The organism is Kribbella sp. NPDC059898 (genome assembly GCF_042730855.1).
In the GTDB taxonomy this organism is placed as follows: Bacteria; Actinomycetota; Actinomycetes; order Propionibacteriales; family Kribbellaceae; genus Kribbella.
In genome coordinates, this window is the sequence record NZ_JBHWKR010000006.1 from 184,042 (window position 1) to 206,109 (window position 22,068).

Below are 22,068 nucleotides of genomic sequence, written 5' to 3' on the forward strand. Positions count from 1 at the left end.
GACCTTGGGGGCAAGGTTTAGCGTGGGGTGAAGGAGGCGGGATGCGGATCAGTGATCTGGCGGCCGAGGCCGGGGTGACGGTCAAGGCGGTGCGGTACTACGAGTCGCAGGGGCTGCTCAAGCCGCGCCGGGAGGCCAACGGGTACCGGACGTACGAGGCGGACGACGTGGTCGTGGTGCGTGAGGTGAAGGCGTTGCTGAGCCTCGGGCTGACGGCTGAGCAGACGTATCCGTTCATCGAGTGCCTGCGGGCCGGCAATGCGCGCGCGGACGTCTGCCCGGCGTCGCTGACGGCGTACCGGACCCGGATCGAGGAAGTGGATCGGCGGATCGCCGAGCTCACCGACCTGCGGGCGCGGCTGACCGACCTCCTGTCCGATGCCGAGAGCTGGAGAAAGAAACCATGAGCAAACTTCGCAGTGTCGACCAGAAGACCTTCAGGGACGAGGTACTGCGCTCCGAAAAGCCTGTGCTGGTGGACTTCTGGGCGCAGTGGTGCCCGCCGTGCCACCAGATCGCGCCCGTGCTCGCGCAGATCGCCGACGAGCGCGCGGACAAGCTGACCGTGGTGAAACTCAACTCCGACGAGAACCCGCAGATCGCCGCGAACTACCGGGTGATGGCGCTCCCCACCCTCGCCCTCTTCCACCGCGGCGAGCTGATCTGGTCGGTCGTCGGCGCCCGCCCGAAGCACAAGCTCCTGAAGGAACTCGACGACGCGCTACTGACCGCCGTCTAGTGTCCTGAGCCAGGGGTCCGGGACGGTGTGAAGATCGACAGGACATAGTCACTCGCAACATCTGCCGCGGACCGTCGCTGAGCCTGCACGGACCCGGCCGACGACGGACACGTCCTGTCGAAATTCACGTCGCCACCCCCGGCACCACGTTGAGGGTTGGCAACCCACTTATGCAACGAGTTTCATACGCAGGACACCAACGCCGTCTGCTGGTGGAACGCGACCAGCCACTCACCGGAGGCGTTCGTCCAGACGGTGCTCGCGTACGACGGCGCCTGCACCTCGTTGCCGTCGACAAGCACCGTGACGTCGACGTGGTACGTGACGACCGCCGTGTGCTCGTCCACCACGATCACGCGCTCCCCGGTGCGCACCGTCTTCAGGTACGGGTTGTGGTTCGCGGTGATCCCCGGTACGGCGGTCGCCTTGTCGATGATGCCGAACCGGCTCACCGCGATCGCGTCGTCCCGCAGATACCGCTGGTAGAACGCCCCGTCCCCTTCCCGGTTCGCCTTCCACAACAACTCCTCGAGCCCCGAGAGCTCCTCGTCCACTGACATACCCCCACTCTGACCGCCGCCGAGGACAACCACGGCCCTAGGCGTTGACTGTTAGCCGTCTAGGATGCTAGCAATGTAGCCATGGCGGATGAGGCAGGCAAGAAGGTGCAGTTCAACGTGTATCTGCCGCCGGGGCTGGTGCGGCGGGTGAAGCACAAGGCGATTGACGACGGGGCGAGTTTGTCGGCGTTGGTGGAGCAGGCGCTGGCGGAGTATCTGGACAACCATGGGGAGGCCCGGGGATGAGTGGCGTGATGATCAGGCCGTTGCGGTTCACGGACGACGTGGCGGCGATGCGCGCGTTCCTGGAACGGCTCGGGTTGCGGGCGCGGATCGAGTCGGAGCGTGGTGGGTGGGTCGACATGCTGGCGGGGCGCGGCATGGTGGCGTTGCACGACGCGGCGTCGAGTTCGACCGGTGGGCAGGCGGGGCAGACCTCGTTGACGTTCGAGGCGGAGAAGCTCGACGAACTGGTCGAGCGGCTGGAACAGGCCGGGTTCGGTGATGCGACGGTCTTCGACGAGGCGTACGGCCGGGTGCTGTCGGTGACCGGCCCGGACGGCGCCGTGATCTGGGTCGACGAGCGCGCCGAGGACCTGTACGGCTACAAGCTGCACGCCGCGCGTCCCGACGAGCGCGTCGAGGTCACGCCGTACCTCAGCGGAGCCGACGAGCCCGCCTGGCGCACGTTCCTGGGCGCGATGGGCGTGGACGCGACGGTCCGGTTCGGGCCGGGCGCCGAGTTCGCCGTACGGCTCGATCTGACCACCACCGATGACGACCTGCAGAACCGCGTGCACGGCACCCGCACCGGCGACGGTCTGGAGCTCACGGACCCGGACGGGCAGCTCGTCGTGGTGCACGGATGATCCGCCGGGCCGGGCTCGTCGACGTCGACGCGGTCCGCGCGATCGGACTGCAGACCTGGCCGGTCGCGTACGCCGGCCTGGTCCCGGACGAGTTCATCACCGACGGACTCGCCCAGTGGTGGTCCCGCGAGGCCGTCGAGCGCGGCATCACGAACGGCATCACGCTGGTCGCCACGGACGGCGACGACCTCGTCGGCATGACCGGCCTCGGCCGGCAGGACGACTTCTGGGTGATGTGGAAGCTGTACGTCGTGCCTGGCCACCAAGGGAAGGGGATCGGCAAGGCGCTCCTCGACGCGGCGGTCGCCGCCCTCCCGGACGGTACGCCGGAACTCCTGCTCGACGTGCTCGTGACGAACGCGAAGGCGATCGGCTTCTACCGTGCGCAGGGCTTCGAACCGCCGCGCCGGGTGCCGGACCGCGACCTCGGCGACGACCTGATGTGGATGAGTCTTGACCTCCACCGCACCTGAGGTTGCAGGATGCCCCTCATGACAGCGACGGGGGCGCCTCAACGGCTGCGCGACGATCCGGACTTCCGGCGGTACTGGCTGGCGCGGGCGCTCTCGGTCACCGGCTCGATGGTGACGGCGATCGCCCTGCCGGTGCTGGTCTACCGGTTGAGCGGGTCGACCGTGCTGACGGCCGTGGTGAGCGCGCTCGAGTCGGCGCCGTACCTGCTGGCCGGCCTGTTCGCGGGTGCGCTCGCGGACCGCTGGAACCGGCGGCGCGTGATGGTGACGGCGGACTGCGTGAACGCCGTCCTGGTCGCATCGGTCCCGGTCGCGCATCTGCTCGGCGTACTGACCGTCGTTCAGGTGCTGGTGGTCGCGTTCACCGTGCAGGCTGTCTATACGTTCTTCGACGGTGCGAACTTCGGCGCCCTGCCGGTGCTGGTCGGCCGCGCGCGGGTCGCGCAGGCGAACTCGGCGGTCTGGACGGCGTCCAGCCTGATCGAGCTGTTCGTCCCGCCACTCACCGGCCTGCTGCTCGCCGTACTCGACCCGGCCAGCCTGCTGACGCTGGACGCGATCAGCTTCGCGGCGTCCGCGTTCGCGGTCCGCGGGATCGTCCGGGCGATGTCCGAGCCGCGCGACGGCCGCCCGCCGTTGCGCCCGCGGGTGGTGCTGAACGACATCCGCGACGGGCTCCGGTACCTGATCCGGCACGCCGGTGTCCGGACGATGACGATCGTCGGCAGCATCCAGTCGTTCGCGGGCGGCGGCTTCATGGCGCTGATCGTGGTGTGGTGCGACCGCGTTCTGCACATCGGTACGTCGGGACTCCGGTTCGGGCTGGTCTGGGGCGTGTGGGGGATCGGCGGGCTGATCGCCGCGCTGAGCCTTCCGCGCCTGCTCAAACGGACGTCGCCCGCCGCGATCACGCTCTACGCACTCCCTGGCTCGGCGCTTCTCGGCGTACTCGCGCCGCTGTCGCCGCACTGGGTCGTGGCCGCGCTCGCCCTGCTGGTCTGGGGATCGGCGTACGTGCTCGTGATCGTGAACGCGGTCTCGTACCGGCAGCAGGTGACGCCGGAGAACCTGCTCGGCCGGGTCAACACCGCTGGACGGATGCTGTCCTGGGGCGTCGGCTGGACGCTCGGCTCGGTCCTCGGCGGCGTGCTCGGGAACGCGTTCGGGCCGCGCACCGGGATGGTGCTGATGGGCCTGTTCGGGTGTGCAGGCGTCGTGGTCGCGTGGACCTCGCCGCTGCGCCGGATCGCCGCGGGCCACGAGCCTGAGCCGGCCTGACCCGGCCCCGTTGCATACGAACCTGCTGATGATCCGCTAGGTTCTGCGCGTGGGCGTACGGGTTCTCGGTCCTCGCGACCTCGCGGCGGCGCGCGCGGTCATCGCCCGCGATCCGGTGGTGAACGTGTTCGTGGACAGCCTCGTGCAGGCGTCCGGACTCGATCCGCGGCGCGGCGCCGAGGTGTGGGGGTACGTCGAGAAGGGTGTCCTCGAGGCGCTGTGTCACGCGGGCGGAAACATGGTCCCGGTCGGCGCCGACGACGCGGCGCTGCGGGCGTTCGCGGCGTACGCGCTGCGCCGGGGGCGGAACTGCTTCCAGATCCTCGGGCCGGCCCGCGCGGTCGACCAGCTGTGGACGATCCTGGAGCCGCACTGGGGCCCGGCCCGCGAGGTACGTGACGACCAGCCGTTCATGGTGATCGAGGGGGCGCCGGCGATCGCGCCGGATCCGCTGGTCCGCGCGGTCGAGCCGGTCGAGCTGCCGATCCTGTACCCGGCGTGCGTGGCGATGTACACCGAGGAGGTCGGCGTACCGCCGCAGACCGGGCCGGACGGGACGTTCTACCGGTCCCGGGTCGCGGAGCTGATCCGGGCCGGCCGGGCGTTCGCGCGGATCGAGGACGGGCGGGTGGTGTTCAAGGCCGAGGTCGGCTCGGTCGGCACCGGCGTCTGCCAGATCCAGGGTGTCTGGGTCGACCCGGAGTACCGCGGCCGCGGCCTCGCCGCTCCCGGCATGGCCGCCGTGGTGGAGCTGGCCCGCCAGATTGCGCCGGTGGTGACGCTGTACGTGAACGCCTTCAACCTCCCGGCCCGTGCGGCGTACGAACGCGTCGGCTTCCGCACCATCGAAACGTTCGCGACCATCCTGTTCTAAGCTCCCACGCATGGCATCGCGGAGTACGACGGGTCTGGCCGCTCTGTTCGGCGTGCTCGGGACGCTGCATTTCGTCAAACCCGAGCCGTTCGAGGCGATCGTGCCGAAGGTGCTGCCGCGGAAGAAGGAGCTCGTCTACGCGTCCGGCGTGGCGGAGCTGGCGTGCGCGGCGGGGTTGCTGCACCCGCGGACGCGGCGGCTCGCCGGCCTGGCGAGTGCCGCGCTGCTGGTGGCGGTCTTCCCGGCCAACGTCCAGATGGCCGCCGACCTGCGGCAGGCCTCGCCGAAAGCTCGAACGATCGCTTTCGCCCGGCTGCCGCTGCAGCTGCCGCTGATCCGGTGGGCGCTGAAGGCCGCCCGCGAGTGACCTGTGGATAACCTGGTCCGATCAGTACCGCAGGACCGATATTCTCTCTGTTGTCGTTGGTTCCCGATTTTGCCCGCTTGGAGACTCCCGTGATTTTGCGTATGTCGTCGTTGTTCCTCCGCACCCTTCGCGAGGACCCGGCGGACGCGGAGGTCCCGAGCCACAAGCTGCTCGTCCGCGCCGGCTACATCCGCCGGACGGCGCCCGGCATCTACACCTGGCTGCCGCTCGGCCTGCGGGTGCTGCGCAACGTCGAGCGGATCGTCCGCGAGGAGATGGACGCGATCGGCGCGCAGGAGCTGGTGTTCCCGGCGCTGCTGCCCCGCGAGCCCTACGAGGCGACCGGCCGCTGGACCGAGTACGGGCCGAACCTGTTCCGCCTGAAGGACCGCAAGGGCGCGGACATGCTGCTCGGCCCGACGCACGAGGAGATGTTCACGCTGGTCGTGAAGGACCTCTACTCGTCGTACAAGGACCTGCCGCTGTCGATCTACCAGATCCAGAACAAGTACCGCGACGAGGCGCGGCCGCGGGCCGGCGTGCTGCGCGGGCGCGAGTTCGTGATGAAGGACTCGTACTCGTTCGACATCGACGACGACGGGCTCGCCGCGTCGTACGAGCTGCACCGCAAGGCGTACATCAGGATCTTCGACCGGCTCGGGTTCGACTACGTGATCGTGCAGGCGATGTCCGGCGCGATGGGCGGGTCCCGGTCCGAGGAGTTCCTGGCGATCGCCGAGAACGGTGAGGACACCTTCGTCCGCTCGCCGGGCGGGTACGCCGCGAACGTCGAGGCCGTGGTGGTGCCGCAGTCGGCGCCGGTCGACGCGTCCGCCGTACCGGCCGCCGAGGTCGTCGACACGCCGGACACGCCCACCATCGACACGCTGGTGGACGCGCTGAACGCGAAGCACCCCCGCACCGACGGGCGCGAGTGGACCGCCGCGGACACCCTGAAGAACGTGCTCGTGATGCTGCTCAACCCCGACGGCACCCGCGAGCCGCTGGCGATCGGCGTTCCCGGGGACCGCGCGATCGACGAGAAGCGGCTCGGCGCGCAGGTGGAGCCGGCCGAGGTGGTCGCGTTCGAGGAGGCGGACTTCGAGAAGTACCCGTCGCTGGCGAAGGGGTACATCGGTCCCGGTGTGCTCGGCGCCGACAACACCTCGGGCATCCGGTATCTGCTGGACCCGCGGGTCGGCGAGGGCTCCGCGTGGGTGACCGGGGCGGACCGGTCCGGCTTCCACGTGATCAACCTGGTGCATGGGCGGGACTTCACCGCGGACGGCACGATCCAGGCCGCCGAGGTCCGCGACGGCGACCAGGCGCCGGACGGATCGGGTGCGCTGGAGGCCGCGCGCGGGATCGAGATGGGGCACATCTTCCAGCTCGGCCGGAAGTACGCCGACGCGCTCGATCTGAAGGTCCTCGACCAGAACGGCAAGCTCGTCACGGTGACGATGGGGTCGTACGGCGTGGGTGTGACCCGCGCGGTGGCGGCGGTCGCGGAGGGGAACCACGACGAGCTCGGCCTGATCTGGCCGCGCGAGCTGGCGCCCGCCGACGTCCACCTGGTTGCCACGGGCAAGGACAAGGAGGTCTTCGACAAGGCGGCCGAGATCGCCGCCGAGCTGGAGTCCCGCGGCCTGACCGTGCTGTACGACGACCGCGAGAAGGTGTCGCCGGGCGTGAAGTTCAAGGACGCCGAACTGCTCGGCGTCCCCACGATCGCCGTCGTCGGCAAGGGCCTCGCCGACGGCACCATCGAGGTCAAGGACCGCCGCACCGGCGACCGCACCGACGTCCCACTCGCCGACGTCGTCAACCACCTCGTCACCGCAGTCCGCAGCTGACCCAGCAGCCCCGGCCCCGTTCCCCCCAGGGAACGGGGCCGCTCCACGTCCCGCGCAGCAGGTGGGGCGGCTTTGGAGGGGATATTCGTTGGTGTTGGGGTTAGCTGCTGGTGTGCGAGGGGAGAACCTCCAACTCGCGGGGTTATCCCCTCGAATGTTTCCTGAGGTTTGTGCGGTAGGGATGTCGAGGAGGCTCGGTCGGCTCCGATCCCGGGGTGAGGCGCCAGAGGGGGCGCCTGGGATTGGAGTTGGTGATGAGCGAATCTGTGGTGGCGCAGGGTGGGCTTGGGGAGTTGCGGGGGGTTGTGGCAGGGGAGGTGCTCGTCCACGGCGACGCGGGGTATGCGGACGCCGGGCGGGTGATCATGAACCCGGGGCGGCCGCGGGTGGTGGTGCGGTGTGCGGGTGCGGCGGATGTGGTTGCGGCGCTGCGGTACGCCGAGGGGCAGGACCTGCCGGTCGCGGTACGGAGCGGTGGGCATCACGCGGCCGGGTTCGGGACGAACGACGGGGGCGTGGTGATCGACGTACGTCCGATGGACGAGGTGCGGGTGCTCCCGGACAACGTCGTACGAATCGGCACGGGCGCCACCTGGGGACAGGTGGCGCAGCGGCTCGGCAAGTTGGGTCTCGCGATCTCGTCGGGTGACACGGCGAGCGTCGGCGTCGGCGGGTTGATGGCGGGCGGCGGCATCGGGTGGATGGTGCGCAAGCACGGGCTGGCGATCGACACTGTGGTCGCGGCCGAGGTGGTGACCGCCGACGGCGCCGTACGCCGGGTCGACGCCGCCACCGAGCCCGAACTGTTCTGGGGCGTTCGCGGCGCCGCGGGCGGGATCGGTGTGGTCACGTCGTACGACATCACCGCCGTACGGCAGCCGACCGTCCACTTCGGGAGTTTCCTGTACCCGTGGACCCAGGCGGAGCAGGTGCTCCGTGCGTGGACGGAGTACATGATCGACGCGCCGGAGGAGCTCAGCGCGAGTCTGCAGCTGGCGCCGACGATGATGGCCGACCGGCAGGTCCCGGTCGCGATCCAGGTGTGTGCGACGACCGACGCCGTCCTCGAGCCGCTGCGGCATCTCGGTTCGCTGATCACCGAGAAGGTCGCGGAGGTGTCGTACGCCGACGTGTTCGTCGAAATGGCGATGCCGCCCGAGTGGCGCCCGCGGATCCGCAACGGCTTCTACAACACCTGGTCGAACGACGTGGGGCGGAAGCTGCTCGAGGCCCGCCCCCGGATCCCCGGCCTCGCGATCGAGATCCGCGCCCTCGGCGGCGCGTACGGCGCGATGCCCGCGGACGGTACGGCGTTCGCGCACCGGGACGCGCGGTTCCTGGTGAACTCGGTGCTGATGGGATCACCCGAGCAGCAGGGCGCGCGGCAGCCGAAGGACTTCGACGCGTTGTGGCGGTCGCTGACGCCGGACGGCGCGTACCTGAACTTCCTGTCCGACCCGACCGAGGCCGACCTCGACGCCTGCTTCCCGGAGGCGCACCGCAAGCGGCTGGCCGCGCTCAAGCAGTCCGTCGATCCGGGCCACGTGTTCCGCAGCCCGCTGACGGTCCCGCCGCGACCGGAGTGGACCGGCGGCCGCCGTCACTTGATGAGGTGGGCGATGCGTTCGCGCAGGTAGTTCTGTTCGGCCGTGTTCCGGGTGCGCTCCAGCGCCGCGAGGTAGTTGGCGCGCGCCTGGTCCGGCCGTCCCGCGAGTTCGTGCAGGTGTGCGAGTACGGACAGCCGGCGGTGGTGGTCGCGGAGGTACCGGTCGCCGGCCAGTCCCTCGACGATCGCGATCCCGGCGTCCGGGCCGTCGGTCATCGCGACCGCGACGGCCGCGCCGAGCGTCACCATCGGGCTCGGGTCGACGCGTTCGAGGAGCCGGTACAGCCCGGCGATCTGGATCCAGTCGGTGGTCTCGACCGAGTCGGCCTCGCCGTGGACGGCGGCGATCGCGGCCTCCAGCTGGTACGGGCCGACGGCGCCGGCGCGGAGCGCGTCCTCGACCAGGCGGGTGCCCTCGGCGATCTCGTCGGCGTACCAGCGCGAGCGGTCCTGCCGGTCGGCCGGGATCAGGCTGCCGCCCGGTCCGGTGCGGGCGTCGCGCCGCGCGTGGGTGAGGATCATCAACGCGAGCAGGCCGGTGACCTCGCCCGACCCGCCGGCCGACCGGTGTAGCAGCCGGGTGATCCGGAGCGCCTCGTCGGCGAGATCCACGCGCTGCAACGAGGCGCCCGCGCTGGCGGTGTGACCTTCGTTGAAGATCAGGTACAGCACCTGCAGCACAGCGCGGAGCCGTACGTCGTACTCCTCGGCCGTCGGCAGCTCGAAGCGCGCGCCGGCGATCTGCCGCTTGGCCCGGCTGATCCGCTGCGCCACGGTCGTCTCGCTGACCAGCAACGCGGCCGCGACCTCGGCCGTGGTCAGACCGCCGACCGAGCGCAGCGTGAGCGCGATCTGCGAGGCCGGGCTGAGTGCCGGGTGGCAGCAGAGCACGAGCAGTCGCACGGTGTCGTCGGTGTCCTCGTGATAGTCCTCCGGGTCGGGATCCGCCGCGCGCAGGAAGTCGTTCAGCTCCCGCTGCCGGCGCGCGTTGTCCCGCCGCCAGCCGTCCATCATCCGCCGGGTCGCGACGCTGATCAGCCACCCGATCGGCTGCTCCGGTACGCCGTTGTCCCGCCACCGCACGAACGCCTCCAGCAGCGCCTCCTGGACGGCGTCCTCGCACTGGTCGAACGCGTCGTACCGCCGGACCAGCGCGGCCAGCGCCCGCGGCGCGGCGGCCCGGATCGCGGCCTCGGTGTCGCTCATCGGTCGGTCACGCGCCGTCGAGCTCCGCGAGGAAGTCGTCCTGGTCGAGCCGGATCTCCCGGAACTCGACGCGCCGGAACCGCGCCAGCGGGATCATCGCCGCGATCTCCAGCGCCCGTTCCTGCGACGCGCAGTGCAGCACCATCGCGCCGGCGAGGTACTCCTTGGTCTCCAGCAGCGGCCGGTCCGACACGACCGGCGTGCCGCCGACGAGCTGGACCTTCTCCGTCGGCCGGCCGGGCTCCTCGAGCCCGAGGACCGACACCAGCTCGCCGGTCGCCAGCAGCTTGCGGGCCAGCTCGGCGACGTGTTCGCGGCCGCCGGACATCTCCACCAGCTGCTGCTCGGTGTAGTCCTGGAGCGCCTCGGCGTTGTTGTGGATCAGCAGTAGGAACTTCACCCGGCCATTCTCCCGGATCGGGTGTCATCGCTCTCATCGGCCGGTGTAAAGGTTGAGCGGTACTACGCCCTTACCGGATCATGGTCGCCTGTGCCCGATGTTTCCTTGCTGACGTTGCTGTTCCTGGTGATCGCGGCCTTCGCGGCGGGCTGGATCGACGCGGTGGTGGGCGGCGGCGGTCTGCTGCAGCTGCCCGCGATGCTGCTCGGCCTGCCGAACGCGTCGCCCGCGCAGATCCTGTCCACCAACAAGATCTCGTCGCTGTGCGGTACGACGACCAGCGCGGTCACGTTCGGTGTCAAGGTACGGCCGGATCGTAAAACCGTGCTGCCGTTGGCGATTCTGGCCGGTCTCGGCGCGGCGTCCGGTGCTTTGGTCGCCACGAAGATCCCGATGTCGTGGTTCAAGCCGATCGTACTGGTGCTGCTTGTCGTGGTCGCGATCTACACCGCGATGAAGCCGTCCCTCGGCGCCCGGACGGCGCTGCGCTTCGACGGCCGCGACCACTACCTGGCCGCGGCCGGGGTCGGCGTACTGATCGGGTTCTACGACGGCGCGGTCGGGCCGGGCACCGGGTCGTTCCTGATCTTCGCGCTGGTCGGCCTGCTCGGATACAACTTCCTGCAGGCCAGCGCGAAGGCGAAGATCGCCAACGTGGCCACGAACCTGGGCGCGATCCTGGTCTTCGCCCTGCACGGCGCACCGCTCTGGGGCCTCGGCCTGATCATGGGTGCCGCCAACATGCTCGGCGGCCTCCTCGGTGCCCGCACCGCGGTCGCCCGCGGCAGCCGGTTCGTCCGGGTGATCTTCCTGGTGGTGGTCTCCGCCCTGATCCTCCGGCTCGCGTACGACGTGTTCCTCGGCTGACCGGCGGTAGGTTGGCGGGCATGGTCGACTACGACGGGCGGATGAGCAGCGTGTACGTCGCGGGGCGGCGGATCTCGGCGGGGGAGGTCGCGCGCTGGACGGCGGCGTTCGCGGCGTACGCGCCGGGGCGGCGGCCGTTGGACGTGCTCGATCTCGGGAGTGGCACGGGGCGGTTCACGCCGGGGCTGGCGGCCGAGTTCGGCGGGCAGGTGTACGGCGTGGAGCCCGCGGACCGGATGCGCGAAGCTGCCGGGCCGGCGCCGGGGGTGAGCTACCTGAAGGGCAGCGCCGAGGACATTCCGTTGCCTGAGGCATCGGTCGACGTGGTGCTGATGTTCCTCACGTTCCACCACTGGGCGGACCCGCTGCAGGGCTTGCGCGAGGTACGCCGGGTGGTGCGGCCCGGGGGAGTGGCGCTGCTGCGGACGCAGTTCTCGGACCTGATGCCGGACCTGTTCTGGTACCGGTACTTCCCGTCGGCGCGGGCGGTCGACGCGGCGATGTACTGCTCGGCGGACGAGGCGCGGGCGCTGGCCTTCGAGGCGGGGCTGGTGCCGGGCGAGGACGTCGTACGGATCACGGGGGAGGATCCGCGGACGGTGCGGGCGACGTACGAACGGTTGAGTCTGCGGGCGTTGTCGACGTTCGAGAAGCTGCCGGAGGCGGAGCTGGAGGCCGGGTTCGCGCGGTTCGCGGCGTACGTGGAGCAGGACCCGGACCGGGTGCTGCCGGTGCACGAGGCGACGATGCTGGTGCTCACGCGTCCCAGCTGACGTTCAGCGCGGACGGCTTGCGGAAGACCAGGCCGCTCGGTGGCGGCGAGTCCGGTGCGAGGCGGAGGCCCGGGAGCCGGAGGACGGCTTCGAGGGCGGTGAGCGTCTCCAGGCGAGTCAGGTGCATGCCGAGGCAGATGTGCGGTCCGCTCGCGAAGGCCAGATGGCGGCGGGCGTTGGTACGCCGTACGTCGAAGGCGTCGGGGTTCTCGAACACGTCCGGGTCGCGGCCGGCGCCCGCGAGCGAGACGGTGACCATGTCGCCGCGGCGGATCTGGTGGCCGGCCAGTTCGACGTCGCGGGTCGCGTAGCGGTCGACCACCGCGGCGGCCGGTTCCAGGCGGAGCGATTCCTCGACGGCGTTCGCGAGGAGGGCCGGGTCGGCCAGTACCAGCTCGAGTTGGAACGGGTTGGTCAGTAGGTGCCAGAGCGCGTTGGTGATCATCCCCTCGGTGGTCTCGATGCCGCCGAACATCAGCACGGCCGCGTTCGCCACCACCTCGTCCACCCCGAGCCCGGCGTGGGCGGCGGCCGCCAGCAGCGAGTCGCCGGAGTCGATGCCCGAGGCAACGTGTTTGTGAAGCTCCGCGAACGCGGCGCCACCCGCCTCCGTCACGGGCCGCGCCGCGGACACCCCCGACACGGAGTCGGAGATCGCCGAATACCACCCGAGGACAGTCGGCGCCGAGGCCGGTGGGAGACCCAACGAGTAGGCGACCACGGCCACGGACAACGGCCCCGCCAGCCCGGTCCGTAGGTCGGCCGGTGAACTTGAGGCAGACATCAACTGGTCCACCGTCTGCTGGACTGGCTCCACGAAGCGGCGGCGGGTCTCGGCGAGGCCGAACGGCGACTCGAAGGGGTCGCGGTGCGCTTTGTGAGGGTTGCCGTCGAGGGACAGCATCGACGGGCCGACCACCTGGGCGGTGGAGAAGCGGGGGTCGTCGACCGTGAAGGTCTCAGGGTCGCGCAGAACCTGGACAGCCAGGGTGCGGCCGGTGACGACCCAGGAGTTCAGGGCGCCGATCCAGCCGACCGGGCGGATCGCGGCGAGGGTTGGATGAGGGTCGCGTTCGAGCTGCTCCAGGGTGACCACCGGACCAGCCTAGGCGTAATACCATTGACCCCACTGGTATTACTGAGACAGATCGATTTCAAACGACTCAGGAGGCCTCCGGGTTACGGATCTCTCAGCAACGCCCTCTAGGGTGTGGCCCATGTCTGACCATTTGGTGCTGCTGCCTGCCGTCGATGTGGCGGACGGGCAGGCCGTTCGGCTGGTGCAGGGCGAGGCCGGCAGCGAGACGTCGTACGGCGATCCGCTGGCGGCGGCGATGGCCTGGCAGGAGGCGGGGGCGGAGTGGATCCACCTCGTCGACCTGGACGCGGCGTTCGGCCGGGGCTCGAACCGTGAGCTGCTCGCCGAGGTGACCGGCAAGCTCGACGTACAGGTCGAGCTCTCCGGCGGCATCCGCGACGACGAATCCCTGGAAGCCGCGCTGGCCACCGGTGCCCGCCGGGTGAACATCGGGACCGCGGCGCTCGAGGACCCGGAGTGGTGCGACCGGATCATCCGGCAGTACGGCGACCGGGTCGCGATCGGCCTGGACGTCCGCGGCCGGACGTTGGCGGCCCGCGGCTGGACCAAGGAAGGCGGCGACCTGTACGAGGTGCTCGCCCGGCTGGAAGCGGCCGGCTGCGAGCGGTACGTCGTCACCGACGTCACCAAGGACGGCATGCTCCAAGGCCCGAACCTGGACCTGTACCGCGACCTGTGCGCCCGTACCGACAAGCCGATCGTCGCGTCCGGCGGCGTCTCGAGCCTGGACGACCTGCAAGCCCTCGCCACGCTCGTGCCCCAGGGCGTCGAGGGCGTCATCGTCGGCAAGGCGCTGTACGCCGGCGCGTTCACCCTGACCGAGGCACTCGAGCTCACGCGTGGAGGCGACAAGTGAGTCTGGCCGACAAGCTCCGGGACAAGAAGGTCCTGGTCACCGGCGTCACCGGCTTCGTCGGTGAGGCGCTGCTGCACCGGATCATCGGTGAGCTGCCGGGCACCACGGTGGCCGCGATCATCCGCCCGAAGGGCTCGCTCACCGGCGCTGATCGGATGGCCCAGCTGCTCCGCAAGGACATCTTCAAGCCGTTCTACGGCGAGGGCACGGAATACGCCGACGCCGAGGCGCTGTCCGCGGCGCGGATCCACGTCATCGACGGCGACCTGTCCGACGTACCGGAGTTGCCGAAGGATCTCGACATCGTCGTGCACTGTGCCGGCGACGTGAGCTTCGACCCGCCGATCCACGAGGCGTTCACGACCAACGTGCTCGGTACCAAGAGCCTGCTCGAGCGGATCGTCGAAACCGGGCGGCCGGTGCACTACGTCCACATCTCGACCGCCTACACCGCGGGACGGCGACGCGGTGCGATCCCGGAGGCCCCGGTCGAGCACTTCGTCGACTGGCGGACCGAGGCCGAGGCCGGGATGGCGATGAAGGCCCGGATCGAGGAGCAGTCCCGGTCCGCGCCGATGCTGGCGAAGTTCCGCAAGGAGTCCGAGAAGCTGCACCGCCGCGCCGGCCACCTGACCGCCGCGGCCGACACCGAGCGGCGCCGGACCGAGTGGGTCGCGAAGCGGCTCGTCGAGACCGGCACCGAGCGCGCCCGCAGCCTCGGCTGGACCGACTGCTACACGTTCACCAAGGCGCTCGGTGAGCGCGTGGTGGAGGAGTTCTCCGGCACGCTGCCGACCTCGATCGTCCGGCCGGCCATCATCGAGTCCGCGGTACAGAGCCCGCACCCGGGCTGGATCGAGGGCTTCAAGATGGCCGAGCCGCTGATCCTGGCGTACGGCCGCGGCGAGCTGCCGGAGTTCCCGGCGTCGCCGGACTCGGTGATCGAGATCATCCCGGTCGACCACGTGGTCGGCGCGATCTGCGCGGTGATGGCGACCGAGCCCGAGCTGAACAAGCCGGAGTACTACCACATCGGCTCCGGCGCCCGGAACCCGCTGACCTTCGAGCAGCTGTACGCCGGTGTCCGCGCGTACTTCTCCAAGCACCCGTTCGACCTCGGCGAGCGCGGCGCGGTCCGGCTGCCGGTGTGGAAGTTCCCCGGCGGCGACTCGGTCGAGACGATGCTGCGGTACGGCGAGAAGGCCCACAAGATCGCCGACGCGGTGATCACCCGGGTGCCGCGCGGCGAGCGGACCCGCAAGTACGCCCGCGAACTCGACATCCAGAAGCGGCGGCTGGACTTCCTGCGCCGTTACATGGACCTGTACTCGGAGTACGCGCAGGCCGAACTGCAGTTCATCGACGACAACGTGCTGGCGCTGCACAACGCGCTCGAGGGTGACGACAAGGAGAAGTTCGCCTGCGACACCTCGGTCGTCGACTGGCAGTACTACCTGCAGGAGCTGCACTGCCCGAGCGTCACCGAGTCGATGCGCCGCCTCGACGTCGTCCGGAAGAAGCGGAACAAGGCGCTCGCCGAGTCCGCCGGCGTCCTGAAGAAGGTCGAGCCGTCGGAATCGAAGGTGATCGCCGCGTTCGACATGGACGGCACCCTGCTGTCCTCGAACGTGATCGAGACCTACCTGTGGATGCGGCTGCCCGAGCTCGACGGCCCGCAGCGCGCGAACGAGATCGGCGCGATGCTCCGCAAGCTGCCGAAGCTGATCGCCGCCGAACGCAAGGACCGCGGCACGTTCCTGCGCACCATCTACCGCCGGTACGCCGGTGCGGACCTCGAGGAACTGAACCAGATCGTCGACGAGATCCTCGCCGAGCACGTCCTGGAACGGTTGAGCGGCGCCGCCGTACGGCGGATCCGTGAGCACCGCGCCGCCGGGCACAAGACGATCCTGATCACCGGCGCCGTCCGCCCGCTGACCCGCCCGCTGGAGCCGCTGTTCGACGAGATCGTCGCGGCCGAGCTGGCCGTCGACGACCGCGGCCGCTGCACCGGGTTCCTCTCCGGCCCGCCGCTGGTCGGCGAGTCCCGGGCCGCGTGGATCAAGCACCACGCGCGGCAGACCGGCGTCGACCTGTCCAAGTCCTTCGCGTACGCCGACAGCCACTCGGACCTGCCGATGCTGTCGACCGTCGGCAACCCGGTCGCGGTGTCGCCGGACGTGTCACTGTTCCGGGCCGCCCGGGCCGCGCGCTGGCAGATCGTCGACTGGAAGACCCCGTCCACCACGTCCCGTCTGGAGTTGCCCGGGGTGAACGCCCGATGATGCTCGCACTGGAGATGTACCGGTCGCCGGCCAAGTTCCTGGCGGCCAAGGCCGTCGGCGGCCGGATCCCCGGCATCCTCACCGGCCCGGCCGCGCCGCTGCGGCTGGTCACGATCAACGAGCCCAAGGCCGAACGGGACGGCTGGGCGCGGATCCGCCCGATCCTGTCCGGCATCTGCGGCTCCGACCTCGGCATGGTCACCGGCAGCACCAAGATGTACTTCTCCGCCGTCGTGTCGATGCCGTTCGTCCCGGGCCACGAGATCGTCGGCGAACTGCTCGACGACTGCGAGGACCTGCCCAAGGGCACCCGCGTCGTGATGGACAGCGTCCTGACCTGCGCGACCCGCGGCGTCGAACCCTGCGAGGGCTGCGCGTCCGGCAACACCAACCGGTGCGACCGGATCACCGTCGGCCACCTGAAGCCCGGCCTGCAGACCGGGTTCTGCCAGGACACCGGCGGCGGCTGGGGCAACCTGATGGTCGCCCACCGCAGCCAGCTGTACGCCGTACCCGATGAGCTCAGCGACGAACGCGCCGTACTCGTCGAGCCGCTGGCCGGGGCCGTCCACGCCGCACTCCGGGCCCAGGTCCAGCCGGGCCAGTCCGTGCTGATCAGCGGCGCCGGGGCAGTCGGACTCTTCGCCACGCTCGCGATCCGCGAACTCACCCAGGCCGGCCGGATCACCGTCGTCGCCAAGCACGCCAAGCAGCGCGAGCTCGCCCGGGCCTTCGGCGCCAGCGACGTGGTCGCGCCCGACGAAGTGTTCCGCGGCGTCCGCCGCGCCACCGGCGCGTTCCGGCTCAAGCCCGACCTCGGCGCCAAGGAGTTCCTGCTCGGCGGCGTCGACGTCGCCGTCGACGCGGTCGGCAGCAAGGACTCGATCGACACCGTGCTGCGGGTCACCAAGGCCGGCGGCCGCGTCGTACTGTCCGGCATGCCGTCGACCGGCGTCGACCTGTCCCCGGTCTGGTTCCGCGAACTCGACCTGGCCGGCACCTACGCGTCCGCCCGCGAGGAGCCGAACGGGCGACCCGCGTTCGAGACCGCGCTGGAACTCGCGGGGCGCGCCCCGCTGGACGGCGTCGTCGGCGCCCGCTACCCGCTGTACCGCTGGCGCGAGGCACTGGACCACGCGCATTCGGCCGGCCGGCTCGGCACGGTCAAGGTTGCTTTCGATGTGAGGGCCTCATGAGGGCGCTGAACGTACGACGAGAGGGTTTCTGACATGTCTCGGCCAGGTTTTGTGCTTGAGGTTGACGACCGCACACCGCCGCTGCTCGTGCACAACGGTGAGGGCTTCCTGCTGGAGCGCTTCCCGCAAGGCACTCGGGTGGTGTACCCGCCGGAGGCGCTGCCGCCGGTCCGGGACGTCGACGAGGCGATCCAGAACGCGCTCCTGAACCCGCTCGAGTCCGAGCCGCTGCCGGAGCTGCTGCGTGCGGGGATGCGGCTGACGATCGCGTTCGACGACATCTCGATCCCGCTGCCGCCGATGAAGAAGCCGGACATCCGGCAGCGCATCATCGAGGCCGTGCTCGAGCTGGCCGCGCAGGCCGGCGTCGACGACGTCGAGCTGATCTCCGCGAACGCGCTGCACCGCCGGCTCACCCCGAACGAGCTGCGCGACATCGTCGGTGAGCGGGTGTTCCGGTCGTTCTTCCCCGACGGCAAGCTCTACAACTTCGACGCCGAGGACAGCGCGAACCTGACCCATCTCGGTCAGACCAGGCACGGCGAGGACGTCGAGATCTCCAAGCGGGCGGCCGAGTCGGACCTGCTCGTCTACGTGAACGTGAACCTGGTGGCGATGGACGGCGGCCACAAGTCGACGTCGATCGGCCTGGCGTCGTACAAGTCGCTGAAGCACCACCACAACAGCCACACGATGATCCACTCGCGCTCGTTCATGGACCACAAGCGGTCGAAGATGCACGAGTCGGCCTGGCGGATGGGCGAGATCCTCACCCAGCACGTCAAGGTGTTCCAGATCGAGACCACGCTGAACAACGACATCTTCGGCGGTCCGCTCGAGTTCCTGCAGAAGCGCGAGTGGGAATGGTCGCTGAAGGACCAGGCCTCGATGCTCGGCACCAAGCGCGCGCTCGCCGCGGCGCCGGCCAAGCTGCGGCACAAGATCTTCACCGACGTCCGCTCGAACTACGGACTGACCGGAGTGCACGCCGGCAAGATCGAGCCGGTGCACGACAAGACGCTGGAGAACGTGCACCGCCAGCACATGGTCGAGGTGCAGGGCCAGTCCGACGTCGCGATCATGGGCGTGCCGTTCATCGGCCCGTACAACGTGAACTCGGTGATGAACCCGATCCTGGCCGCCTGCATGGGGCTCGGGTACTACTTCAACTCGTACCGGGGCAACCCGGTCGTCCGCAAGGACGGCGCGGTGATCCTGTACCACCCGGTCGACTACGAGTTCAGCCAGCTGCACCACCCGTCGTACGTCGACTTCTTCGAGGAAGTGCTTGCCGAGAGCACCGATCCGGCCACGATCGAGGCGAAGTTCGAGAAGCAGTACGCCGAGGACCCGTGGTACATCCACCTGTACCGGACGTCGTACGCGTACCACGGCGTGCACCCGTTCTACATGTGGTACTGGATCTCGCACGCGCTGGACCACTGCGGCGACATCGTCTGGGTCGGCGCGAACCGCAAGACCGTCGAGCGGATGGGCTTCCGGTCCGCGTCGACGCTGTCCGACGCGCTCGAGATGGTCAGCCACTCGGTCGGCCGGTCGCCGTCGATCACGTACCTGCACAACCCGCCGCACCTGCTCGCGGACGTGCGCTGATGGGTACCAGCCTGGTGAAGTTCAGCCGCGACACCGCGCGTGACGTTCGTCAGGTCGCCCGTGGCTGGCGCTGGGGACGGCGGCCGCAGGTGCCGCGGTCGGCCGAGCCGTACGTGATCCCGAAGGAGTCCACGGTCTTCCCGACCAAGTGGGCCCGGAAGCCGGCCGCGATCGCGGTCCGCGACCTGATCCAGAAGGGCCCGCTGAACGCGGTGCTGAACTTCGAGGTCAGCCCGCAGGTCAGCGGCCTCGACTCGCTGCTCAAGCTCGACGGCCCCGCGATCATCGTCGCGAACCACTCGTCGCACCTCGACACCCCGCTGCTGCTGCTGTCGCTGCCCGACGCGATGCGTCGCCGTACGGCGTTCGCGGCAGCCGCCGACTACTTCTTCGATACCTGGTGGCGGGCCGCCGGGTCCGCGATCGTGTTCAACACGTTCCCGATCGAACGGCGCGGCGGCAAGATGAGCTCCACGCCCGGCGACCTGCTCGCCGACGGCTGGAACGTCGTCGTCTTCCCCGAAGGCACGCGCTCGCCCGACGGGTGGGTGCAGCGGTTCCGGATGGGCGCGGCGTACCTCGCCGTCGAACACGACGTACCGATCATCCCCGTCGGCATCAAGGGCTCCTTCGCCGCCATGCCCCGCGGCCGCGGCTGGCCCGTCCCCGGCCGCCCCGCCGTCCACGTCCGGTACGGCGACCCGCTCCGCCCCGCCGCCGGCGAAAGCGCCCGCGACTTCGCCCCCCGCATCGCCGCCGCCGTATCAGCCCTCCTCGACGAGGAATCCACCACCTGGTACGAATCCCGCCGCCGCGCCGCCCTCGGCGCATCCCCCACCCAAACCGGCCCCGACGCCGCCCGCTGGCGCCGAGTCTGGGAATCCACCCGCCCCATGAAATCCACCGACAACCGCCGCCGAGCCTGGAAGTAGGCCCAACCGCGCCCACCCACCCTCCAGAGGGCGGTGGGGCGCGGATGTGCTCGCCGGTGGTGGGATGGTGTGCCGCCCACCCGCCCTTGAAGGTGATGTGGTGCGGGGGTGGTGGCCGGCACGTGTGGGTTGGTGTCCCGCCCGCCGCCCGCCGCCCGCTGAGGGTCTGGGGCGCGGATGTGTTCGCCGGTTGTGGGGGGTGCGGTGCTGCGGCATCGAGGTCGTCGACCCCGACCGGATCGGCCGGCCGACTGCCGCGCACGCGATCCCGGCCGTGGCCGCGGGACCGACGCTCCTCACCCGCCTGCGCACCCGGATCGGCCTCGCGGCACCGCCCGTCCCCGAGCCCGAGCCGCACGGCCCGACCCACCGCCGCGCCGACCTCGTCGTCGAACTCCCGGTCGACACCGAACTCCAGCGCGGCACCCGCGTCCACCTGGCCCTCGACACCACCCGCATCCACGTCTTCGACCACACCGGCCGCCGCGTCGATCGAATCACCCGTTGAACAAGCGGTGGGGTCGCTGAACAAGCTATTGCTTGTCGCCCGACCCCACCGGGTGTTCAAGTCACCCGCCGACGACGGTGCCGTTCGCGATGACGAGGTGGGGCTTCTCGAGTACGGCGGGAGTGTCGAGGGGGCTGCTGTCGACGAGGATCACCCTTGAAGGTGGCGTGGTGCAGGGGTGGCGGCAGGCGGGTGAGGTTGTCGCGCCCGTCCTCCGCTGAGGGTGTGGGGCGCGGAGGTCTTCCGCGTTGTGGGACGTGCTGTCCGGCCCGCCCTTGAAGCTGGTGGCACGCCCGAGCGCTAGCTGGGCGCATCGTGCGCTAGCCCGGCGCCGCTGTGCGGGGCGCTCGCCGGATGAGGGCCCGCGTGTCGGTGTCAGGGAACAAGCTATTGCCTGTTCCCAGACACCACCGCCTGTTCAGGGTTGGGCGACACCCGAGTAGACCCACCCGCAGATACCGTTGCCGAGGTGGATGAGCGGCGGCCGCGGCGGATCTCGCGAATGGTGCGTTATGGGACTGCCACCGGACTGACCCTGGTGGTCGCCGTGACGGTGGCGTTTCTGGTGAGCGTGGGCACGCGGTCCACCATCGCCCTGATCGTGACGACCATCGGCCTGCTCGCGATCTCGTTGTTGATCGGCAACCTGGGATGGCGCCCACGCACCAACGGACCGTACCTCGACGTCGCCACCGTGATCGGCCGCCAGTCGGTCGACGTCGCCCGCCTCACCGCCACCCGGTGGGAACGCAGCAGAGGCGGCGCGATCTGGATCCGCCTGCACGACGACATCACCGACGTGTCGATCCAGATCCCGGTACCGCACCAGGTCCGCCCAGCCATCACCCAAGCGCTCAGCGACGCGATAACCCGCGGCGTCCAGGTCCCGCAACGCATCACCAACCTCTTCAACCTCCCACCCGTCCCAGGCGCCCCGCGCAACGGCGGCAGCAACCTCGCCGTACTCGCGGGTGTCCTCGTCGGCGTCCTGGTCTTCGGCGTCGTCTTCGGCCTGATCGCGTCATCCTGAGGGCGTCCTCAGCACCACCCGGCCGCTAGCCCCCCGCGGCGATACCGTGCGGCCGTGGAGGACACCCGCCCGCGCCGCATCCCGCGGCTGACCCGCCTCGGCCTGTCCGTCGGGCTGGTCCTGGTCATCGCCGCGGCGCTGGCCCTCCTCGCCACCGCCATCGGCCGATCCTGGGTGACCTCGGTCGCCCTCGCGATCGCCGTCGTAGGCCTGATCGTGATCGCACAGGTGATCGGGAACGTCGGAACGAACCCGCAGATCAACGGCCACTACCTCGAAGCCCGCACCCTGATCGGCCGGCAGTCCGTGGACCTGACCCGTGTCACCGGTGTCCGCTGGGACCGGTCCAGGGGCGGCACGGTGTGGATCAGCGTCCACGACGACATCACAGACCTTGCGATCACGATCCCGGTTCCCTCAGCGGTCGAGCCGGTACTGACCGACGCGCTCCGCGCCGCCCTCGCCCGCGGGGTCCGGCTGCCGCCGCGTGTCACCGACCAGTTCGGCCTGCCGCCGGTCCCGGGCGCGCCGCGCGTCGGCGGCAGCAAGCTGACGATCCTCGCCGAGGTCGTCGTCGGCCTCGTCGCCTTCGCCGTGGTACTCGGCCTGATCGTCTCGTTCTGAACGTCAGCGCATGTCTCCTGATCCCGCGCCTACTGCGGGGCACTCGGCGCGGCGAGCTA

At 70.2% G+C, this 22,068-nt stretch carries 24 protein-coding genes; 20 read left to right on the plus strand and 4 right to left on the minus strand.

Annotated features, from left to right (window positions below; genetic code table 11):
* Window positions 1–41 precede the first annotated feature (41 nt).
* Together ACFV9C_RS20755 and trxA are read left to right on the plus strand one after the other, a co-directional pair.
* Window positions 42–407, plus strand: a complete 366-nt coding sequence (locus ACFV9C_RS20755; protein WP_380195799.1) for a MerR family transcriptional regulator — start codon at window positions 42–44, stop codon at window positions 405–407.
* Window positions 404–739: a thioredoxin gene (trxA, locus tag ACFV9C_RS20760; protein ID WP_380195800.1), complete on the plus strand. Its 336-nt coding sequence runs from the start codon at window positions 404–406 to the stop codon at window positions 737–739. Before ACFV9C_RS20755 ends, trxA begins: the two co-directional genes overlap by 4 nt.
* Window positions 740–921: 182 nt before the next feature.
* On the opposite strand, the gene ACFV9C_RS20765 is transcribed toward trxA, so the two are convergent.
* Window positions 922–1,299 carry a nuclear transport factor 2 family protein gene (locus ACFV9C_RS20765; RefSeq protein WP_380195801.1) on the minus strand — a complete coding sequence of 126 codons (378 nt, stop codon included), beginning with the start codon at window positions 1,297–1,299 and terminating at the stop codon, window positions 922–924.
* 81 nt (window positions 1,300–1,380) lie between these two features.
* On the opposite strand from ACFV9C_RS20765, the gene ACFV9C_RS20770 reads away from it, so the two are divergent.
* The 8 genes from ACFV9C_RS20770 (at window position 1,381) to ACFV9C_RS20805 (ending at window position 8,650) form a co-directional block, all read left to right on the plus strand.
* The gene (locus ACFV9C_RS20770; protein WP_380195802.1) at window positions 1,381–1,545 is read left to right on the plus strand and encodes a CopG family transcriptional regulator; all 165 of its coding nucleotides are present in this window, start codon (window positions 1,381–1,383) and stop codon (window positions 1,543–1,545) included.
* The gene (locus ACFV9C_RS20775) at window positions 1,542–2,168 is read left to right on the plus strand and encodes a VOC family protein (RefSeq protein ID WP_380195803.1); all 627 of its coding nucleotides are present in this window, start codon (window positions 1,542–1,544) and stop codon (window positions 2,166–2,168) included. The genes ACFV9C_RS20770 and ACFV9C_RS20775 overlap by 4 nt, the downstream gene beginning before the upstream one ends.
* Window positions 2,165–2,641, plus strand: coding sequence for a GNAT family N-acetyltransferase (locus ACFV9C_RS20780; RefSeq protein WP_380195804.1), 477 nt, complete (start codon window positions 2,165–2,167; stop codon window positions 2,639–2,641). The genes ACFV9C_RS20775 and ACFV9C_RS20780 overlap by 4 nt, the downstream gene beginning before the upstream one ends.
* Window positions 2,642–2,659: 18 nt before the next feature.
* Window positions 2,660–3,919: an MFS transporter gene (locus tag ACFV9C_RS20785; RefSeq protein ID WP_380195805.1), complete on the plus strand. Its 1,260-nt coding sequence runs from the start codon at window positions 2,660–2,662 to the stop codon at window positions 3,917–3,919.
* Window positions 3,920–3,968: 49 nt separating this feature from the next.
* Window positions 3,969–4,793, plus strand: coding sequence for a GNAT family N-acetyltransferase (locus tag ACFV9C_RS20790; RefSeq protein ID WP_380195806.1), 825 nt, complete (start codon window positions 3,969–3,971; stop codon window positions 4,791–4,793).
* Between the two features lie 10 nt (window positions 4,794–4,803).
* Complete coding sequence (locus ACFV9C_RS20795) at window positions 4,804–5,160, plus strand: DoxX family protein (protein WP_380195807.1); 357 nt, start codon at window positions 4,804–4,806, stop codon at window positions 5,158–5,160.
* Between the two features lie 89 nt (window positions 5,161–5,249).
* A complete protein-coding gene (locus ACFV9C_RS20800; protein WP_380195809.1) occupies window positions 5,250–7,013 on the plus strand; it encodes a proline--tRNA ligase in 1,764 nt (587 codons plus the stop codon).
* Window positions 7,014–7,267: 254 nt separating this feature from the next.
* Window positions 7,268–8,650 (plus strand): FAD-binding oxidoreductase, encoded by a 1,383-nt coding sequence (locus ACFV9C_RS20805; RefSeq protein ID WP_380195811.1) that lies wholly within the window; start codon window positions 7,268–7,270, stop codon window positions 8,648–8,650.
* Here ACFV9C_RS20805 and ACFV9C_RS20810 read toward each other — a convergent pair.
* Window positions 8,614–9,825 (minus strand): RNA polymerase sigma factor, encoded by a 1,212-nt coding sequence (locus tag ACFV9C_RS20810; protein WP_380195813.1) that lies wholly within the window; start codon window positions 9,823–9,825, stop codon window positions 8,614–8,616. The genes ACFV9C_RS20805 and ACFV9C_RS20810 overlap by 37 nt on opposite strands.
* A gap of 7 nt (window positions 9,826–9,832) precedes the next feature.
* Window positions 9,833–10,225 (minus strand): YciI family protein, encoded by a 393-nt coding sequence (locus tag ACFV9C_RS20815; RefSeq protein ID WP_380195815.1) that lies wholly within the window; start codon window positions 10,223–10,225, stop codon window positions 9,833–9,835.
* A gap of 90 nt (window positions 10,226–10,315) precedes the next feature.
* On the opposite strand from ACFV9C_RS20815, the gene ACFV9C_RS20820 reads away from it, so the two are divergent.
* Both ACFV9C_RS20820 and ACFV9C_RS20825 read left to right on the plus strand, forming a co-directional pair.
* Complete coding sequence (locus ACFV9C_RS20820) at window positions 10,316–11,092, plus strand: sulfite exporter TauE/SafE family protein (RefSeq protein ID WP_380195816.1); 777 nt, start codon at window positions 10,316–10,318, stop codon at window positions 11,090–11,092.
* Window positions 11,093–11,112: 20 nt separating this feature from the next.
* Window positions 11,113–11,865, plus strand: a complete 753-nt coding sequence (locus tag ACFV9C_RS20825; protein ID WP_380195817.1) for a class I SAM-dependent methyltransferase — start codon at window positions 11,113–11,115, stop codon at window positions 11,863–11,865.
* Here the strand turns inward: ACFV9C_RS20825 and ACFV9C_RS20830 are convergent.
* Complete coding sequence (locus ACFV9C_RS20830; protein WP_380195818.1) at window positions 11,849–12,961, minus strand: cytochrome P450; 1,113 nt, start codon at window positions 12,959–12,961, stop codon at window positions 11,849–11,851. The two genes, ACFV9C_RS20825 and ACFV9C_RS20830, sit on opposite strands and share 17 nt — an antisense overlap.
* Window positions 12,962–13,082: 121 nt before the next feature.
* Between ACFV9C_RS20830 and priA the strand changes: the two genes are divergently transcribed.
* The 8 genes from priA to ACFV9C_RS20870 all read left to right on the plus strand — a co-directional run bounded on the left by priA (window position 13,083) and on the right by ACFV9C_RS20870 (window position 22,009).
* Entirely contained in the window at window positions 13,083–13,820 is a 738-nt protein-coding gene (gene priA, locus ACFV9C_RS20835; RefSeq protein ID WP_380195819.1) for a bifunctional 1-(5-phosphoribosyl)-5-((5-phosphoribosylamino)methylideneamino)imidazole-4-carboxamide isomerase/phosphoribosylanthranilate isomerase PriA, read from the plus strand.
* Window positions 13,817–16,105, plus strand: a complete 2,289-nt coding sequence (locus ACFV9C_RS20840) for an HAD-IB family hydrolase (RefSeq protein ID WP_380195821.1) — start codon at window positions 13,817–13,819, stop codon at window positions 16,103–16,105. The genes priA and ACFV9C_RS20840 overlap by 4 nt, the downstream gene beginning before the upstream one ends.
* Window positions 16,102–17,301 carry a zinc-binding dehydrogenase gene (locus ACFV9C_RS20845; RefSeq protein WP_380195823.1) on the plus strand — a complete coding sequence of 400 codons (1,200 nt, stop codon included), beginning with the start codon at window positions 16,102–16,104 and terminating at the stop codon, window positions 17,299–17,301. The genes ACFV9C_RS20840 and ACFV9C_RS20845 overlap by 4 nt, the downstream gene beginning before the upstream one ends.
* 51 nt (window positions 17,302–17,352) lie before the next feature.
* A complete protein-coding gene (locus tag ACFV9C_RS20850; RefSeq protein ID WP_380195825.1) occupies window positions 17,353–18,915 on the plus strand; it encodes a lactate racemase domain-containing protein in 1,563 nt (520 codons plus the stop codon).
* Window positions 18,915–19,847, plus strand: coding sequence for a lysophospholipid acyltransferase family protein (locus ACFV9C_RS20855; protein ID WP_380195826.1), 933 nt, complete (start codon window positions 18,915–18,917; stop codon window positions 19,845–19,847). The genes ACFV9C_RS20850 and ACFV9C_RS20855 overlap by 1 nt, the downstream gene beginning before the upstream one ends.
* A gap of 190 nt (window positions 19,848–20,037) precedes the next feature.
* Window positions 20,038–20,355, plus strand: coding sequence for a hypothetical protein (locus ACFV9C_RS20860; RefSeq protein WP_380195828.1), 318 nt, complete (start codon window positions 20,038–20,040; stop codon window positions 20,353–20,355).
* A gap of 469 nt (window positions 20,356–20,824) precedes the next feature.
* Window positions 20,825–21,385 (plus strand): hypothetical protein, encoded by a 561-nt coding sequence (locus tag ACFV9C_RS20865; protein WP_380195830.1) that lies wholly within the window; start codon window positions 20,825–20,827, stop codon window positions 21,383–21,385.
* Window positions 21,386–21,439: 54 nt separating this feature from the next.
* Window positions 21,440–22,009, plus strand: coding sequence for a hypothetical protein (locus ACFV9C_RS20870; RefSeq protein WP_380195832.1), 570 nt, complete (start codon window positions 21,440–21,442; stop codon window positions 22,007–22,009).
* Window positions 22,010–22,068: the final 59 nt, after the last annotated feature.

Bases quoted from the DNA above. Each gene is read 5' to 3' on its own strand.
- ACFV9C_RS20795 (WP_380195807.1), top strand. From the start codon at position 4,804: ATGGCATCGCGGAGTACGACGGGTCTGGCCGCTCTGTTCGGCGTGCTC.
- ACFV9C_RS20770 (WP_380195802.1), top strand. From the start codon at position 1,381: ATGGCGGATGAGGCAGGCAAGAAGGTGCAGTTCAACGTGTATCTGCCG.
- priA (WP_380195819.1), top strand. From the start codon at position 13,083: ATGTCTGACCATTTGGTGCTGCTGCCTGCCGTCGATGTGGCGGACGGG.
- trxA (WP_380195800.1), top strand. From the start codon at position 404: ATGAGCAAACTTCGCAGTGTCGACCAGAAGACCTTCAGGGACGAGGTA.
- ACFV9C_RS20855 (WP_380195826.1), top strand. From the start codon at position 18,915: ATGGGTACCAGCCTGGTGAAGTTCAGCCGCGACACCGCGCGTGACGTT.
- ACFV9C_RS20755 (WP_380195799.1), top strand. From the start codon at position 42: ATGCGGATCAGTGATCTGGCGGCCGAGGCCGGGGTGACGGTCAAGGCG.
- ACFV9C_RS20775 (WP_380195803.1), top strand. From the start codon at position 1,542: ATGAGTGGCGTGATGATCAGGCCGTTGCGGTTCACGGACGACGTGGCG.
- ACFV9C_RS20825 (WP_380195817.1), top strand. From the start codon at position 11,113: ATGGTCGACTACGACGGGCGGATGAGCAGCGTGTACGTCGCGGGGCGG.
- ACFV9C_RS20805 (WP_380195811.1), top strand. From the start codon at position 7,268: ATGAGCGAATCTGTGGTGGCGCAGGGTGGGCTTGGGGAGTTGCGGGGG.
- ACFV9C_RS20780 (WP_380195804.1), top strand. From the start codon at position 2,165: ATGATCCGCCGGGCCGGGCTCGTCGACGTCGACGCGGTCCGCGCGATC.
- ACFV9C_RS20845 (WP_380195823.1), top strand. From the start codon at position 16,102: ATGATGCTCGCACTGGAGATGTACCGGTCGCCGGCCAAGTTCCTGGCG.
- ACFV9C_RS20785 (WP_380195805.1), top strand. From the start codon at position 2,660: ATGACAGCGACGGGGGCGCCTCAACGGCTGCGCGACGATCCGGACTTC.
- ACFV9C_RS20765 (WP_380195801.1), bottom strand. From the start codon at position 1,299: ATGTCAGTGGACGAGGAGCTCTCGGGGCTCGAGGAGTTGTTGTGGAAG.
- ACFV9C_RS20810 (WP_380195813.1), bottom strand. From the start codon at position 9,825: ATGAGCGACACCGAGGCCGCGATCCGGGCCGCCGCGCCGCGGGCGCTG.